The 15,009-nt window shown below is 61.4% G+C and carries 16 protein-coding genes; 11 read left to right on the forward strand and 5 right to left on the reverse strand.

The features are described 5' to 3' along the window. Positions 1–6 precede the first annotated feature (6 nt). Entirely contained in the window at positions 7–786 is a 780-nt protein-coding gene (locus QMK32_RS01350; protein ID WP_084346170.1) for an IclR family transcriptional regulator, read from the forward strand. A 210-nt stretch (positions 787–996) separates the two neighbouring features. Here QMK32_RS01350 and QMK32_RS01355 read toward each other — a convergent pair whose 3' ends face one another. Next, the gene (locus tag QMK32_RS01355; protein WP_283472512.1) at positions 997–1,923 is read right to left on the reverse strand and encodes a VOC family protein; all 927 of its coding nucleotides are present in this window, start codon (positions 1,921–1,923) and stop codon (positions 997–999) included. A 281-nt stretch (positions 1,924–2,204) separates the two neighbouring features. On the opposite strand from QMK32_RS01355, the gene QMK32_RS01360 reads away from it, so the two are divergent. From QMK32_RS01360 to QMK32_RS01385, 6 genes are all read left to right on the forward strand, one after another. Beyond that, a complete protein-coding gene (locus QMK32_RS01360; protein WP_283472514.1) occupies positions 2,205–2,591 on the forward strand; it encodes a nuclear transport factor 2 family protein in 387 nt (128 codons plus the stop codon). Between the two features lie 184 nt (positions 2,592–2,775). Further along, the gene (locus QMK32_RS01365) at positions 2,776–3,960 is read left to right on the forward strand and encodes an acyl-CoA dehydrogenase family protein (protein ID WP_283472515.1); all 1,185 of its coding nucleotides are present in this window, start codon (positions 2,776–2,778) and stop codon (positions 3,958–3,960) included. 216 nt (positions 3,961–4,176) lie between these two features. Beyond that, complete coding sequence (locus QMK32_RS01370) at positions 4,177–5,040, forward strand: SDR family NAD(P)-dependent oxidoreductase (protein ID WP_283472517.1); 864 nt, start codon at positions 4,177–4,179, stop codon at positions 5,038–5,040. 69 nt (positions 5,041–5,109) lie between these two features. Then, positions 5,110–5,586, forward strand: a complete 477-nt coding sequence (locus QMK32_RS01375) for a nuclear transport factor 2 family protein (RefSeq protein ID WP_502943518.1) — start codon at positions 5,110–5,112, stop codon at positions 5,584–5,586. A gap of 168 nt (positions 5,587–5,754) precedes the next feature. After that, positions 5,755–7,032 carry a DUF7159 family protein gene (locus tag QMK32_RS01380; RefSeq protein ID WP_283472519.1) on the forward strand — a complete coding sequence of 426 codons (1,278 nt, stop codon included), beginning with the start codon at positions 5,755–5,757 and terminating at the stop codon, positions 7,030–7,032. 64 nt (positions 7,033–7,096) lie between these two features. Continuing rightward, complete coding sequence (locus QMK32_RS01385) at positions 7,097–7,966, forward strand: 1,4-dihydroxy-2-naphthoate polyprenyltransferase (RefSeq protein ID WP_283472520.1); 870 nt, start codon at positions 7,097–7,099, stop codon at positions 7,964–7,966. Positions 7,967–7,970: 4 nt separating this feature from the next. On the opposite strand, the gene QMK32_RS01390 is transcribed toward QMK32_RS01385, so the two are convergent. After that, positions 7,971–8,351 carry a phage holin family protein gene (locus tag QMK32_RS01390; RefSeq protein WP_084346175.1) on the reverse strand — a complete coding sequence of 127 codons (381 nt, stop codon included), beginning with the start codon at positions 8,349–8,351 and terminating at the stop codon, positions 7,971–7,973. Positions 8,352–8,426: 75 nt separating this feature from the next. Between QMK32_RS01390 and pepN the strand changes: the two genes are divergently transcribed. Both pepN and QMK32_RS01400 read left to right on the forward strand, forming a co-directional pair. Then, the gene (gene pepN / locus QMK32_RS01395) at positions 8,427–10,883 is read left to right on the forward strand and encodes an aminopeptidase N (RefSeq protein ID WP_283472522.1); all 2,457 of its coding nucleotides are present in this window, start codon (positions 8,427–8,429) and stop codon (positions 10,881–10,883) included. A 49-nt stretch (positions 10,884–10,932) separates the two neighbouring features. Continuing rightward, positions 10,933–11,250 (forward strand): hypothetical protein, encoded by a 318-nt coding sequence (locus QMK32_RS01400; protein ID WP_502943499.1) that lies wholly within the window; start codon positions 10,933–10,935, stop codon positions 11,248–11,250. 85 nt (positions 11,251–11,335) lie between these two features. Here the strand turns inward: QMK32_RS01400 and cds1 are convergent, their stop codons facing one another. Both cds1 and QMK32_RS01410 read right to left on the reverse strand, forming a co-directional pair. Next, the gene (gene cds1 / locus QMK32_RS01405) at positions 11,336–12,424 is read right to left on the reverse strand and encodes an L-cysteine desulfhydrase Cds1 (protein WP_283472523.1); all 1,089 of its coding nucleotides are present in this window, start codon (positions 12,422–12,424) and stop codon (positions 11,336–11,338) included. Further along, positions 12,424–12,744, reverse strand: a complete 321-nt coding sequence (locus tag QMK32_RS01410) for a DUF4229 domain-containing protein (protein WP_283472524.1) — start codon at positions 12,742–12,744, stop codon at positions 12,424–12,426. Before QMK32_RS01410 ends, cds1 begins: the two co-directional genes overlap by 1 nt. 318 nt (positions 12,745–13,062) lie before the next feature. On the opposite strand from QMK32_RS01410, the gene QMK32_RS01415 reads away from it, so the two are divergent. Then, positions 13,063–13,275, forward strand: coding sequence for a BldC family transcriptional regulator (locus tag QMK32_RS01415; RefSeq protein ID WP_269304874.1), 213 nt, complete (start codon positions 13,063–13,065; stop codon positions 13,273–13,275). 100 nt (positions 13,276–13,375) lie between these two features. Beyond that, positions 13,376–13,576 (forward strand): hypothetical protein, encoded by a 201-nt coding sequence (locus QMK32_RS01420; RefSeq protein ID WP_269304872.1) that lies wholly within the window; start codon positions 13,376–13,378, stop codon positions 13,574–13,576. Between the two features lie 49 nt (positions 13,577–13,625). On the opposite strand, the gene QMK32_RS01425 is transcribed toward QMK32_RS01420, so the two are convergent. Continuing rightward, positions 13,626–15,002, reverse strand: a complete 1,377-nt coding sequence (locus QMK32_RS01425) for a nucleotide-binding protein (protein ID WP_283472527.1) — start codon at positions 15,000–15,002, stop codon at positions 13,626–13,628. Between the last annotated feature and the right edge of the window lie 7 nt (positions 15,003–15,009).

Raw genomic sequence — 15,009 nt, forward strand, 5'->3', positions numbered from 1 at the left:
TGACCGATGCATGTACATGTCGACCCGCCCTCGGACCAGCTCAGCAGGGCCGAGCTCATGCTCGAGACATTACAGACAGAGGGCTTTCTGACACTGACGCAAATGGTTCATGCCACCGGGATCCCGCGCTCGTCGGCGCACCGTCTACTCGAACGCATGGTCCGACTCCGGTGGCTGTTACGTGTCGGTGATGTATATGAAATCGGCGTTCGGATGTTCGAACTCGGCTCAGAAGGCGTGCGCACCCACTGGTTCTATCGGCTGGCCCGTCCTCATCTGTTCGAACTGCAGCAACGCACAAAGCTAGTTGTGCACCTCGCCTACCTCGACGGCGGAGACGTTGTGTATTGGGAAAAGCTCGATGGCGAATTCGGTGCACATATACCCACGCGCATCGGGGGCCATCAGCCAGCGCACCGCACAGCACTGGGTAAAGCGCTGCTGGCCGCCGAGCCGGAAGAATACCTACACTCTCCAGTGTTCGACCGCATGAAACCCGGCACACCCAGAACGATCGTTACCCGAGAGGAACTTTCGCGGGAGGTCGGGAACGTACGCAGAGATGACATAGCCTTCGACCGCGGGGAAGGACTCGTCGATATCGGCTGTGTGGCAAGCGCTGTCAGCGCAGGCCAGGCCATGTCGAGCGACGGCCGTCATACCGTGGCCGCCATTTCCATCTGCGGTCCACTCGATCACATCGATTCTCGAATGGTCAGCGCGGTACGCTCCGCGTCGCGCGAGATTTCTCGTTCTGTGGGAGTCAATCCGATGTCCAAGGCATGAGCATCACAGGTTCTGGCGAAATTCGGGATATGTAGCAACCAGGGACGCAAGGCGTGTGCCGGCGCCGCAGTGCGGCCACCACCTACGCAGCGAGCGTTCGATCATGCTGCAGTGCAGCATGATCGAACGCTCGCAAACCTGCGGTCTTGCGTGCGGTCCGGCCTGAGTCACATCAGCGCTACGCCGTTACGTGACCGCACTTCTTTTCATTCAAGCGTTGTCGGCCGCGTCTCGAGCTTCCGCCAGTTCCCGTGCCCAAGCCCAGTCATGGCCCCAGTAGCTGTCCTGCGTAATTTCTTCGGAAGTGTAGAAAGCCTCGTCGACGAGCGAGCCTTCGGTTCCGTACTCGATGTCCCATCCACCGGGTGACTGGACATAGAACGAGATCATCTTGTCGTTGGTGTGCCGACCGAGGGTCGACGATACCGGGAACCGCCGTTTCATCACCTCGTCGAGCGCCCGTCCGACCGCGTCCAGTTGGTCGACTTCGACCATGATGTGCACCAGTCCAGGATCTTTGCCTTCGGGGACCGGCATCAGGGCGAGGCTGTGGTGACGCTGATTCACGCCGAGAAATCTGATCCGCTGTACGCCGAACTCCGCAGGCACGGGCATCCGCATAGCTCCGCGCGGTAGGAATCCCAGTGTCTCGGTGTAGAAACGATAGGTTTCATCGAAGTTCGTCGATGGGACGACCACATGCCCCAACCCCTGATCGCCCGTGACGAACTTCTGGGCATGCTTGGTGAGCACCGGACTGTGGTCGAGAACCGGTCCGTGAAAGAACTCGAGAGGAGTGCCGCCCGGGTCCGTCATGGCAAACCCTTCCTCGACCCGTCGAGCGTCGGTTGCCTCCTGCGACATCGGCTCGACGACGTAACCTGCCTCTTCCAGCCGTGCTCGAAGGTGAGCCAAGGCCAACTGATCGCGCACTTCCCATCCGACTGCTGTCACTCGATCGTGCGAACTCGGGACCACGGTCAGCCGTGAGGCGCGCTCGTCCATTCGCAGATACAGGGTTTCTTGATCCGGGCCGGACCCCTCGTCGAAACCCAGTACATCGAACGCCAGCTCGCGCCACCGATCGATATCTGTTGCCTCGATGGTCACATATCCGAGACCCTTGACTTCACTCATGATTCCTCGTTTCCCGTTCAAAAGTTTGGGGAGAGAACGACATTGCTGTGACTGCAGCGCCTCTTCGCTGTGCAGTCGAAACTCGCTCTGCCCGAAGACCGACAACCGACAACCGACAACAACGTATTGCGTCTGTTCGACTATCGAAGTGAGCCCTTCCGCTCATCGGGAAGCCGGCCGGAACAATGGAGTGGCATCATGCGGCGCGAGAAGCTCCACCGACCAGTCCGCTCAGTAGGAGTAGCGGCGTTCAAGACTGTGGACGGCCGTATTTTCTTCACATGACCCCTACCGAAGTCACCAGAGAGAAGGCTCTCTCCACCGTCAACCAGTACCTGACCGCGATCGCTGATGCGACCTCGACGGAGCAAATCGCAATCCTGTACGCCGAAGGAGCAACAGTGCAGGATCCGGTCGGGTCAGATCCGATCTGTGGCAGGAAAGCGATTGCGGCCTTCTTCACGCCGTTGATTCAGACCCGACGAGAGACCGAACTGCTCAATTTCCGCCACAGCGGCGATTCAGCAGCTTTCCACTTTCGGGTACGCACCTACACGGCGGACGGAGTTGTCACAATCGAGCCGTTCGATGTGATGACGTTCGATCTCGAAGGACATATCACCTCGACGAAAGCATATTGGTCACCTGAGGACGTCCGGATGTCATGAGATCGGACGATTCGAGCCACTGCAGGCGATCACCGCGAGCATGATTGCCGCCTTCGACGTAGTCGGAGCAACACTGCGCTTCCGATGAGCGGGAGCTCCCGTTCTTTCGGAGGGCCGCCGGAACCTACTGTGATCAAGGACTCAGCTACAGGGTGAGTCGCCCGACATCACACGGAGGTACACGATGACGCATGAAGTGGTTCTCAAAGTCGAGGAAATTGCCGCTCAGTTGGCTGGAGCGGCTCAGGAGACCGAGGATCTCGGCAAGCTCTCGGACCAGAGCGTGAAACTGGTCCGACAAGCCGGGGTGATGCGCATGCTGCAGCCCACCGACTTCGGCGGATACGCAGCCCATCCTCGGGACTTCGCCGAGTCCGTCATGGCCGTCGCCAAGCATTGCGGTTCCACCGGATGGGTGTGTGGCGTGGGCGGAGTCCACCCCTGGGAGATGGCCCTGATGGACCGCAAACTTCAGGAAGAAGTCTGGGGCGAGGATCCGGACACCTGGATCGCATCTCCCTACGCCGCGCAAGGCGTGGCGACGCCTACCGACGGCGGATACATTTTGCACGGCCACTGGAACTTCTCCTCAGGCACAGATCACTGCGACTGGATCTTTCTGGGAGCGATGGTCGGCGATGCCGAGGGAAACGCCGTGATGCCGCCCACGATCATCCACGTGGTTCTGCCACGTAAGGACTACACGATTATCGACGACACTTGGGATGTCATCGGGCTGCAAGGAACCGGCAGCAAAGACGTCGTCGTAGATGGGGCCTTCGTGCCGTCCTATCGGACAATGGATTACGAGGAAGTGCAGGCGGGGGAAGGAGTTGCAGAGCGCGTCGGCCGGACCGAAACCGTATACAAGCTGCCGTTCTGGACGATGTTTCCGCTCGGAATCACCGCTGCCGTCATCGGTATCGCCGAGGGTGCATTGGCCGCGCATCTCGACTACCAGCGGGAACGCGTCTCTGCCATCGGGACCAGAATCAAAGATGACCCCTACGTGATGTACGCGATCTCCGATGCCGCTGCGGAGATCGCCGCGTCACGAACACAACTGCTCGACGGAATTTCACGCGTCTACGATCTCGCGGACGCCGGACAGACGATCTCGTTCGAGGACCGTTCGCTGGTCCGGCGGAATCAGGTGCGCTCGGCCTGGCGGGCTGTACATGCGGTCGACGAAATCTTCGCGCGCTCGGGCGGCAATGCGGTGCGACGTACCAACGTCGTGCAGCGCTACTGGCGTGACGCGCACGTCGGCTTGCAGCATGCGATTCACGTTCCGGGAACCCTTTACCATTCAACAGCTCTCACCACCATGGGCGAAGTGCCGGAGGGGCCGCTGCGAGCGATGATCTGACTGGACTAATTGCCGCACTTCCCTTGATCGCGGCTACGGTTCAGGCCGAGTGTCAAAAATTCACACAGGCGAGCCTGCCCCGCTTCACCGACTCACAAGGCTCACCGAAGGGGATCCTTCGGTGAGCCGTTTTTCTACATTGTTTGCTGCACTTGAAAATCGGATGCGTACCGTTCCGGCAATTCCGTGACGGAAGAATCGACGAAGGAGTTCGTGTTGAGTTCGGAATCAGAGCGCGTCGCCGTAGTGACAGGCGCAAGCCGCGGGGCCGGAAAGGGAATAGCGTTGGCACTCGGCGATACGGGGGCCACCGTGTATGTCACGGGTCGTACTGCCTCGCCAGGGGATTCGCCCCTTCCAGGCACCGTCTTCGCGACGGCCGAGGAAATAACTCGCCGCGGTGGAACCGGCATCCCCGTGATCACCGATCACTCGGTGGACGGCGAGGTCGAGAATCTCTTCGAGCAAGTTCGCAAAGAGCAAGGTCGCCTGGACATTCTTGTCAACAACGCGCTCGCCGTTCCCGATGCACTGACCATGAAGGGTCCGTTCTGGGAGAAGCCGCTGTCGTTGCTCGATTTGCTCGATGTCGGGATGCGATCGACCTATGTCGCCACGCATTTCGCGGCGCCATTGCTGATCGAAGGTGGAAGCGGCCTCGTGGTGAACACTTCGAGCTTCGGCGGCACGTGCTACATGCACGGACCCGCTTACGGTGCAGGAAAAGCAGCGGTGGACAAGATGGCTCACGACATGGCTCACGACTTCCGGCCGTTCGGGGTTGCAGTGATCTCGATCTGGATGGGCTTGCTCAAGACCGAGCGCACACTCGCGAGCTTTGCTGCCAATCCGGACGCGTACGCATCGTTGGCTGCTACTGCGGAAACACCGGAATTCACCGGCAGGATCATCGCAGCGTTGGCGCATGATCCGCACCTGATGCAGCGCACCGGAAACGTTCTCGTAGGTGCAGAGCTCGCAGCCGAACTCGGTGTGGTCGACGTCGACGGAAATCGGCCCCCTTCGCATCGATCGATGCTGGGCGATCCACCGCAGTTCAGTGCTGCGGTAATCGAGTGAAGCTCTTAGTCATCCGTATGTTCCCTACGAAAGGATTCTGACGTGAGCATTCCATCGATCGAGCAAAGAATGTCCGCCCTCGAGAAGATCGAGGCAATCAAGTCTCTCAAACATCGCTATCTGAGGGCGTGTGATGCCAAGGACGCCAACATGTTTCGCGCATGCTTCATCGAACGCGGCGCGATCATGGACTACGGCCGACTGGGAAAATACGAAGATGCGGATCCAGTCGTCGAAATCTTCCGCAAAGTTGCGCTGAGGAAAGAATCGGGAAGCTACGTCGTTCTCGACATGCACCACGCATTTCACCCGGAAATCAAGCTCACCGACGATGACCATGCCGAAGGCAAGTGGACACTCGCGTTTCGCCAACTGGACATGACCGCGCGCACCGAAACCGTGTCGTCGATGGAGTACGAGGACAAATACGTTGTCGAAGCCGGCGAATGGAAGATTTCGTATTGCCGTGCGGTCCCACTCTGGTCCATGACCCGGCCCTTGGGCGAGTCCGTCGAGGTGGTGCAAGGCTGGGGATTGGACACGTAGCTCAGCGTTCGGCGGCGTATGGACCCCGATGTGTGAACGGAAACTTCGTTCACCGAAAAGCACCTTCTGGTCTGTTATCGATCGGAAAACCGACCCTTACACGGTAGGCTGACGCGGAAGTTCCACAGGTGTTCCGCCGCCGACAAGGGAAGGGAAGCCACGAGAGCAATGGATTCAGCAGTCGGCATATCGATGGGTGTCAGTGGCATTCGAGCAGTGCGCACCGTCGACGGCCGGTCGTTCTCCGCCGAATGGTTCCCAACTGCCGGTCCGAGCCCCGATGCCGAGGACGTAGCGCACGCCATCCGAGTCGTCGTCGACCGGCCGGACGCTCCGCATTCTCTCGGCGTCGCCTTCCCCGACCCTGGCTACAGTGCCGCGTTGAAGGCCGCGTTGGTCGAGGAGTACGTGTCGGAGGTACGCGTGATCTCCGAGGTTGCGGGCACTCTCGAACAGCTGAGGGCGGACCCCGAATTCCGGTATCGCACCGTCGCACTCTACGACCTCGGGGCGACCGGTCTCGAGATGACCGTCGCGGACATCGACAGCGGAACCGTTTACGCCGCGACTCGAACATCCGAGATGAGCGGCGAAGTACTCGACCGCGCTGTGCGAGATCATCTCCTCACCCTCGACATTCTTGCGATACCACGCACCGAAGCCGAAGAACACGCGCTGTTGGAATTCAGTTGTGAAGTCAAGGAAGCACTGTCCACGCACGAGGCGACACAGACTTCGGACGGCGCATTCCGACTGCTGGATCGTCACATGTTCGAACTGCAGATCATGCGAGCGGCCGAGCACTCGGCGATCGCCCTCCGCGATCTCGCCGAGATGTCCGAGATTCCGCCCGAGGTGGTGGTCGCGGTCGGTGGTGGCGCGAGAATTCCCCTGCTGAAAGAGGTACTCGAGCGATATCTCCGGATTCCCGTTGTCGTACCCGGCGATCCGGAGCTGATCAGTGCTCGCGGTGCAGCGCTGTACGCGGCGCGGGTGGACCAGCAGCAGACAGCCGGATCCGGGGCCTCACGCTGGAGCGTCACATCACTGTTGATCCCACTCGTACGTTTCGGACTTCCCACCCTGGCCGTATTGGGCTTTTTCACCTGGATGCTGTGGCCCGGCGCCGGGGAGGAACCGTCGCTGACCGGAACCCAGGACACAGCGGTCGAGAAACCTACCGCCGAGGCCGTGTCCACCACGACGCCGTTGCCGAAGGCAGTGGTAACCACCACGGTCCTGATCCCGACGTCGGATGCGCCGCCCGTTACGACCACTGCGCCGCCCGTTTCTTCGACGACCGAAAGTCAGTACGTGCCAGAGCGCAGCACCGATGAGAACACCGAAGCCCCACCCACTGCGCCCGCTCCGCGACCGTTCCAGCTGCCGCCGCTTCAGCTCCCCACATTTCAGCTACCCGACTTGCCTCGTCTACCTCTTCCCTGATTCGGGCTCTGTTACTCGGGCCCTCCGAGGGCATCTACGACGGCGATGCGCAAAGATCTACAGCATGGCCACCACTGCTCAATGGATCGAAGGCGCACGCCCCCGCACGTTGCCCAACGCTATTGCGCCCGTTCTCGTCGGAACAGGTGCTGCGGCGTCACTCGGTGACGCCGTCTGGTGGAAGGCGCTGCTCGCGCTCCTCGTGTCGCTCGCGCTCATCATCGGTGTCAACTACGCCAACGACTACTCCGACGGCATCCGAGGCACCGACGACGAACGCGTCGGCCCCCTCCGGCTCGTCGGGTCGAAGGTTGCCTCGCCCGGTTCCGTCAAGGCTGCTGCCGTCGGATGTTTCGTAGTCGGCGGAGTTGCCGGGATCACGTTGGCGGTGACCAGTGCATGGTGGCTCATCCTCGTCGGCGCTGTCTGCATCGCGGGTGCGTGGTACTACACCGGCGGCAAGAAGCCCTACGGATACAGCGGCCTGGGTGAGGTAGCGGTCTTCGTGTTCTTCGGCCTCGTCGCGGTTCTCGGTACCCAGTTCGTGCAGGCGGGTCGGGTCGACTGGGTCGGAGCGGTCGCGGCCGTCGCAGTCGGATCGTTCTCGAGCGCTGTACTCGTCGCAAACAATCTTCGTGACATCGATACCGATCCGGACTCCGGAAAGCACACACTCGCTGTGCGACTGGGCGACTCCCGCACCCGCCTGCTCCACCTTGCACTGATGATCGTTCCGTTCGCGGTGACGGTCGCGCTCGTCGCGCGTACACCGTGGGCGCTGATCGCGCTGATCGCGTTGCCTCTGGCAGCACGCGCAAACACGCCGGTGCGTACGGGTGCGACGGGATTCGCACTCATTCCGGCGCTTCGCGACTCCGGTCTGGCGATGCTGGTGTGGGGCTTGACGACCGGAGCCGCGCTGGCATTGGCGTAGACCGTCAGCGGTTCTCGGGCACGAACGCGCCGAGCAGGAAGTTGACGATGGAGATGATGAGTGCGCCCCAGAATGCTGCACCGAAGCCTGCAATCGCCAAGCCGTAATCGGTCACCGAGGAAATCCAGGCGGTGAGGAGCAGCATCAAAGCGTTGATGACAAGGGTGAACAGTCCGAGCGTCAGAATGACCAGGGGAAGCGACAGCAGTTTCACCATCGGCTTGATGAACGCATTGACGATGGTGAAGACCGCTGCAATGCCGGCCAGGACGATCAAATCCCATCCTGTCCCACGACCCGAGCTCGCGAGTTCGATGCCGCCGACCCACTGCGCAGCCAACCAGATCGCAAGAGCGTTGATAACGAGCCGTACGAGAAATGTCATGCGCCCAAGACTATGCGGCGCTGCGCCGAAGGGTGTGCCCACCCGCGGCGCTGCCGAGCGGCTTACGCTCGACACGTGAACACTGCGAACCTCACCCGTACCGAGACACGCCGTCGCTCGCGACACATCACCGAAGTCTCGTATCGGATCGAGCTGGACCTACTCGCGGCGACCGACGCCGACATCGACACGTTCACCTCTCGCACCACCATTTCGTTCGACGCGTCCACACCGGCGACATGGATCGACTTCATCGGCGCGGACGTACATTCGATCAGGCTCAACGACGTCGAGATTCCCGTGGTCTACGACGGCGCCCGCATTCAGCTCGTCGGCTTGGCCTCGAGAAACACGGTCGTCGTCGACGCGTTGGCTCGTTACAGCCGGTCAGGTGAGGGTCTTCACCGTTTCGTCGACCCCGTCGACGACGAGGTCTATCTCTACACCCAATTCGAACCGGCCGACGCTCGACGCGTCTTCGCGAATTTCGAACAGCCCGATATCAAGGCGCCGTTCACCTTTGTGATCACCGCGCCGTCTGGCTGGGAAGTTCTCTCCAACCGGACTGGAATCCGCACGGGAGATACCGTGACCTTCGCCCCTACCCTGCCCATCTCGACGTATATCACCGCCGTCGCCGCAGGTCCCTATCAGCGATCCGAATCATCTTGGACTCGAGACGATCTCACCGTGGAGCTCGGCGCACTGTGCAGAGCTTCTCTCTCCGAGTACTTCGATCCCGAGGACATCTTCGATATCACTCGTCGGGGGCTCGACTTCTTCCACGACAAATTCCGATACCCGTATCCGTTCGGCAAATACGATCAGATCTTCGTTCCGGAGTACAACCTCGGCGCAATGGAGAATCCAGGCTTGGTCACGTTCACCGAGTCGTACGTATTCCGTTCCGCTGCAACAGATGCCCAGTACGAAGCTCGCGCCAATACGATCCTGCATGAGATGGCGCACATGTGGTTCGGCGATCTCGTGACTATGGAGTGGTGGGATGACCTGTGGCTGAAAGAATCCTTCGCCGACTTCATGGGCGCATTCGCCTCCGCCGACGCAACGCGCTTCACCGATGCCTGGGTCAGTTTCGCGAACAGGCGTAAGGCCTGGGCGTATCTGCAGGACCAACTCCCGACGACCCACCCCATCGTCGCCGACATCATCGATCTCGAAGCTGCCAAACTGAACTTCGACGGCATCACCTATGCCAAGGGCGCCAGCGTACTCAAACAACTGGCAGCATACGTCGGAGACAAGGCCTTCTTCGAGGCCTCCCGAAGGTATTTCGCCGAGTTCGCTTTCGGCAACACGACACTCGCAGATCTGCTTACTCATGCCTCCGCCGCGTCCGGGAGGAATCTGGACAGCTGGGCTACCGCCTGGCTGAAGACAAGCGGCGTCTCGACACTCTCCTACACCGGCAGCAGCGTCGAGCAGACCGACCCACGCCCGCATCGCCTGGCCATCGGACTGTACGACGCGGATGCCGACGGCAATCTCGTTCGTACGGAGCGTCGCGAGATCGATATCGTCGACGCGAGCACCCCCGTCGAATTACGCAGTGCCGCATTGATTCTCCTCAACGATGACGACCTGACCTACGCCAAGATTCGATTCGACGAGAAATCCCTTGCCACTATCGCCAGTTCGCTGGATCGAATCGTCGACCCCTTGACTCGGGGATTGATCTGGTCGGCACTGTGGAACGCGACACGTGACGCGGAATTTGCGCCGACCAAGTTCTTGGACCTCGTCACGCGGTTCGCGCCTTCGGAGAGCAAGGTGGGCATTCTGGAGGCTGTTCTCACCAATGCCCAGTACGCGATCGATCACTACTATTCGGACGGTCAGGATGCTGCCCGACTCTGGCTGGACACGTGTTGGTCTCGACTGATGTCGGCAGATACCGGAAGCGATGCGCAAGTGGTGTGGCTACGCGCGGTCGGCGCGGCGGCCCAGAATTCCGATTCCAGAGCCGAGGACATCTTCGGACTGCTCGACGGCCGCCTGCCCCTCGAGGGCCTCGATCTCGATCCACAGCAGCGGTGGTTGCTGATGCGGGCTCTGAGTGCATCCGGCCGTGCCGACAAGGACGCGATCGATGCCGAATTAACCTTGGACGCATCGGCTTCCAGTCGCAATTCGTATCGCGCAGCGATTTCGGCCCGACCGACGGCCGAAGCGAAGTCGACTGCGTGGTCGGCATTGATGGACTCCGACGACTTGTCCAACGACGCAGTCGACGCGACGGTGTCCGGCTTCCGTGCCGGTGGGCGACGGGACATGTTGGCGTCCTTCGACTCCCGCTATTTCGAGGTGATCGCGGAACTTTGGGCCGGGCGAAGTATCGAGATCGCCAGGAGGCTCGTCATCGGATTGTTCCCGCAGCAGCAGAGCACCGAGGATGCCGATGCGTGGCTCGCTGCTCACGAGTGGGCGCCTGGGGCGCTTCGCAGGCTCGTCATCGAACAGCGAGACCACCTCGCGCGCGAGATTCGAGTGCGTGCGGCAACGGAGTCCTGACCGACCTTGCAGGCGACGTGAGACGCATCTCGGCACTACTGTCGGCGGTATGACTTCCAATGGCATGGCTTTGAACACGATTGCAACGTCGGCGCTCGCGGCCGGTGGACTCCTCGGCGGTTTCGCGGTGGCACGGAAGACGGAGAACCGGCAACTCGGAGGTGCTGTCCTCGCGGCTGCAGGTGTCGCGTGCACCGTCTCGTGGAATGCGTCCTCGGGCCCGAAGGTTGCCGGCGCGCTCCTGGCGACCTATCTCGTGGGTTTCGGGGCCTCGCACCCGCTGGCGAAGAAGATCGGCGCCTGGCCTGCGGTGGGTTCGGTGGCGGCGGCGACGGCAGCGGCGTCGGTCGTGTTGATGCGGGAGTAGAGCCTGCGGAACGACCCAGGGAGGCGGGAGTAGAGCCTGCGGAACGACCCAGAGATGCGAGAGTAGAGCCTGCGGAACTGGGAGTTCAGGGTACGAATTCTCCGGTTCTGAGGAAGTTTTCCAGGACCGTTGTCGGGCCGGTGAGGTCCATTCCCTGGTCGGCGACCCAGCTGTCGTCGAAGTAGGTGTCGGCGTAGCGTTCGCCGCCGTCGCAGAGCAGTGTCACGACGCTTCCGTGGTTGCCTGCGGAGATCATGTCGGAGATCAGTCCGAAGGCTCCCCAGATGTTGGTCCCGGTCGATCCGCCGACTCGCTTTCCGAGAACTGTGGATGCGTGTCTGGTGGCGGCGACGGATGCTGCGTCGGGTACGGCGATCATACGATCGATGACCTGTCCGACGAAGGATGGTTCGATTCGTGTACGTCCGATCCCTTCGATCCGAGATGGTTTGTCGGTCTCGTAGTCGGCCCTTCCGCTTTCGTAGCCTCCGATGAAGGCGGAGTTCTCCGGGTCCACGACGGCCAATCGTGTGGCGTGGCGTCGGTACCGGATGTAGCGACCGATGGTGGCGCTGGTGCCGCCGGTCCCTGCTCCTACGACGACCCAGGTAGGTATGGGTGACTCTTCGCGGGTGAGTTGGTCGAAGATGGATTCGGCAATGTTGTTGTTTCCGCGCCAGTCGGTTGCGCGTTCGGCGTGGGTGAACTGATCCATGTAGTGCGTGTCGGGTTCGGCGGTGAGTCGGTGCGCTTCGGTGTACATCGCGGCCGGGTCGTCGACGAAGTGACATTTTCCGCCGTGGGTTTCGATGAGTGCGACTTTGGCGGGGCTGGTGCTGCGCGGCATGACGGCGACGAAGCGCAGGCCGAGTAGGCGCGCGAAGTAGGCCTCGCTGACTGCTGTCGATCCGGAAGATGCTTCGACGACGGTGGTGTTCTCGGTGACCCAACCGTTGCAGATGGCGTAGAGGAACAGTGAGCGGGCGAGCCGGTGCTTGAGGCTTCCGGTGATGTGTGTGGACTCGTCTTTGAGGTAGAGCTGGACGTTCCAGGCGGCAGGCAACGGGTAGCGCAGGAGATGGGTGTCGGCGCTGCGCTGGGCGTCGGCGTCGATCAGCCGGACTGCGTTGTCGACCCATTCACGCGACGCCGAGTGATCGACTACGCGGGTCATCAGCGGCCGTCTTCTCCGCGGAGCTTCGATTGCAGATCTGCACGCGCTTGTCTGCGCCCCTCGTCCACTCCGGCGATCGACACGTTGACTCGGATGCGGAGTGACTTGAACAGCACCAGCGACAGCGGCAGTGCGATCAGTACTCCGAATACCGCGGCGACGAGTATGGGTACCTCGACGCCGAAGATGAGGCCGATTCCGAAGATGGCGGCGGCGATGACGATGACGAGCAACAAGCGTGCTCCGGTGTAAAGGGCTATGTCACGGAACAGTTCGCCCTTTGTTGCGGTGGGCGCGGGGGGCGTGTTGCTTTCGGTCACGATCCCAGGCTACCGCTCGGAACAACCCGTCTCGATGCCGCCTGACTTATCCGATTTGTCCATTACCTCCCCTTTACCAACTTTAGGTCAGTCGAGTACCTAGGGGTCCGGATGTAACCATGGGTCTCGTACACCACGCGTTCTCGACCGATCGGATGAGAACGCAGGTCCACGCGGGCGGATCCCGATTCGGGATTCACACCCCACGGGGGCGGGTCTTGCTTCACCGAGGACCCCGTCAGGGTGAGGAACACCAGCAGTACCGGACACATCAGCGATCGATCACACGCGAGACAGCACGCAGGAGGACACGAGAAGATGAGCGCACCAACTCTGCACAATGCTCAGGATTCACTGCTCACACCGGGGCAGGTAGCGGCGCTCTTTCATGTCGATCCGAAGACCGTGACCCGATGGGCGCACGCAGGACGGCTCGGATCACTTCGGACGCCCGGCGGCCACCGCCGGTTCCGCGAGTCCGAGGTCATGGCTTTGCTGACCTCACTGACCACGGAGGCCGGGCACAGGTAGCTCACCGCTCACACTGGAGAGGCGATTCTCAGGAAACTGCTAGCCGCGTGGGGTGCACATGGCATCCCCACGCGGCTACCCTCTTATGAGGAGGTGCGACATGATCTATCTTTTGGCGATGATCGGTTTGGTAGCAGTGATCGTCCTGTTCTGGAAGGCGTTCGGCCCGACGGTGCAGGAACCTGTAGGCAAGGTGATCGGGCCTGACGACGACCCAGAATTCCTGTGGAAGATGAATCGCGATACTCGACGCTCGGGCACCGATGGTCAGGATTCGGGAAAACAAGATCAACCAGAGTAACCAGCGAGACGGGTGAACCGTCTTCGCGCCTCTGCCTGCAGCCCGCTCCTCAGGAGCGGGCTGTTCTTGTCCGATTTCGCGTGCGCGTTGCATCCGGTCGAGTGCTGGGGAAGTCTGCGGCTACGGCAGCCGCCAATTCCAGTAGAGCGAACCGAGTCTTGGGTTTGAGTCGCCCGAGGTCGATCTCCGCTCCCTCCTCGAGGTGCGGGTCGAAGGGCACGAGCACGACTTGCCTGCACCTTTGCGCAAAGTGCTCTACAACCTTCGCAAGATCGACTTTTCCCGCTCGCGGCCGCACTGCATTGACGACGGCTACCGAGGATCGAACGAGATCTCGGTGTCCGTGCGCGTCGAGCCAATCGAGGGTCGCCGACGCACTCCGAGCCCCGTCGACCGAGCTGGAACTGACCACTACCAGTGCATCGGAACCGGAGAGGATGCTGTCCATGGCGGAGTGCATCAAACCGGTACCGCAATCGGTCAGGACGATGCTGTAGAACTTCTCGAGCAGATCTACGGCGCGATCGTAGTCGCGGCCGCTGAATGCTTCCGACACTGCGGGGTCGGAGTCCGAGGCGAGCACCTCGAGCCTGAACTCGTTCTGCGAGGTGTATCCGCGCACATCGCTGTAGCGATCCAAACTGTCGATGTCGCGCAGCATGTTTCGCACTGTCGCCGGCGTTTCGATGGGCACTTTCTGACTCAGGGTCCCTCGATCGGGATTGGCGTCGACCGCTATGACACGGTCGCCTCTGATGCTCGCGAACATGGACCCGAGAGTCGCCGTGGTCGTGGTCTTTCCCACGCCTCCCTTGAGGCTGAGCACCGACACTCGATAGCAGCCGACCAGTTGGCGGTCGACCTGCCGAACGAGGCGCAACTGTTTTTCGTCACGCGGACTGTTGCCCAGATTCATCCGCTTGCCCGACGCGGAATACAGCCACCGACGCCAACCTGACAGTGGAGCGGGACTGACCTGCTTCACCAGCAATGCATTGGTCAAATCGAGTGCGGACGAAGCGATTACCTGGGGAGGCAGCAAAGCCTGCGGCGCCGTCCGCGGATGCTGGTCCTCGGCCGGCATCGGTACCGGCGTCGACCGGAAGCCAGAATCGGGCGCTGTTTCGACCAGTGCCTCAGGTGGGTCGACAAGAGCCTCTGGTGCTGCGACGACAGGCTGCTCGGCGTCATGCACCACTGCAGCCTCGGGCTCGGTCCGAGGGGACGGCTCCTCCACCGGCACGATGGCCGAGGCCGTCGCGCCCGGGGGTGTGGCTGTCGGGGCCGTGACTTCTGCAGGTGTGACCGCTGCAGGTGTGACCGCTGGAGGCGTAACTTCTGGAGGTGCAGTGATCGACGAAGGCCGGTCCTCGTCCGGCTCTTCTGGCCGCACCGCCTGCCACGAACTCATCTGCCAATCGGCCATGAACTTG

The organism is Rhodococcus sp. H29-C3 (assembly GCF_030063405.1).
Classification (GTDB): Bacteria; Actinomycetota; Actinomycetes; order Mycobacteriales; family Mycobacteriaceae; genus Rhodococcoides.

Bases quoted from the DNA above. Each gene is read 5' to 3' on its own strand.
- QMK32_RS01350 (WP_084346170.1), top strand. From the start codon at position 7: ATGCATGTACATGTCGACCCGCCCTCGGACCAGCTCAGCAGGGCCGAG.
- QMK32_RS01355 (WP_283472512.1), bottom strand. From the start codon at position 1,923: ATGAGTGAAGTCAAGGGTCTCGGATATGTGACCATCGAGGCAACAGAT.
- QMK32_RS01360 (WP_283472514.1), top strand. From the start codon at position 2,205: ATGACCCCTACCGAAGTCACCAGAGAGAAGGCTCTCTCCACCGTCAAC.
- QMK32_RS01365 (WP_283472515.1), top strand. From the start codon at position 2,776: ATGACGCATGAAGTGGTTCTCAAAGTCGAGGAAATTGCCGCTCAGTTG.
- QMK32_RS01375 (WP_502943518.1), top strand. From the start codon at position 5,110: ATGTCCGCCCTCGAGAAGATCGAGGCAATCAAGTCTCTCAAACATCGC.
- QMK32_RS01380 (WP_283472519.1), top strand. From the start codon at position 5,755: ATGGATTCAGCAGTCGGCATATCGATGGGTGTCAGTGGCATTCGAGCA.
- QMK32_RS01385 (WP_283472520.1), top strand. From the start codon at position 7,097: ATGGCCACCACTGCTCAATGGATCGAAGGCGCACGCCCCCGCACGTTG.
- QMK32_RS01390 (WP_084346175.1), bottom strand. From the start codon at position 8,351: ATGACATTTCTCGTACGGCTCGTTATCAACGCTCTTGCGATCTGGTTG.
- QMK32_RS01400 (WP_502943499.1), top strand. From the start codon at position 10,933: ATGACTTCCAATGGCATGGCTTTGAACACGATTGCAACGTCGGCGCTC.
- cds1 (WP_283472523.1), bottom strand. From the start codon at position 12,424: ATGACCCGCGTAGTCGATCACTCGGCGTCGCGTGAATGGGTCGACAAC.
- QMK32_RS01415 (WP_269304874.1), top strand. From the start codon at position 13,063: ATGAGCGCACCAACTCTGCACAATGCTCAGGATTCACTGCTCACACCG.
- QMK32_RS01420 (WP_269304872.1), top strand. From the start codon at position 13,376: ATGATCTATCTTTTGGCGATGATCGGTTTGGTAGCAGTGATCGTCCTG.
- QMK32_RS01425 (WP_283472527.1), bottom strand. From the start codon at position 15,002: ATGGCCGATTGGCAGATGAGTTCGTGGCAGGCGGTGCGGCCAGAAGAG.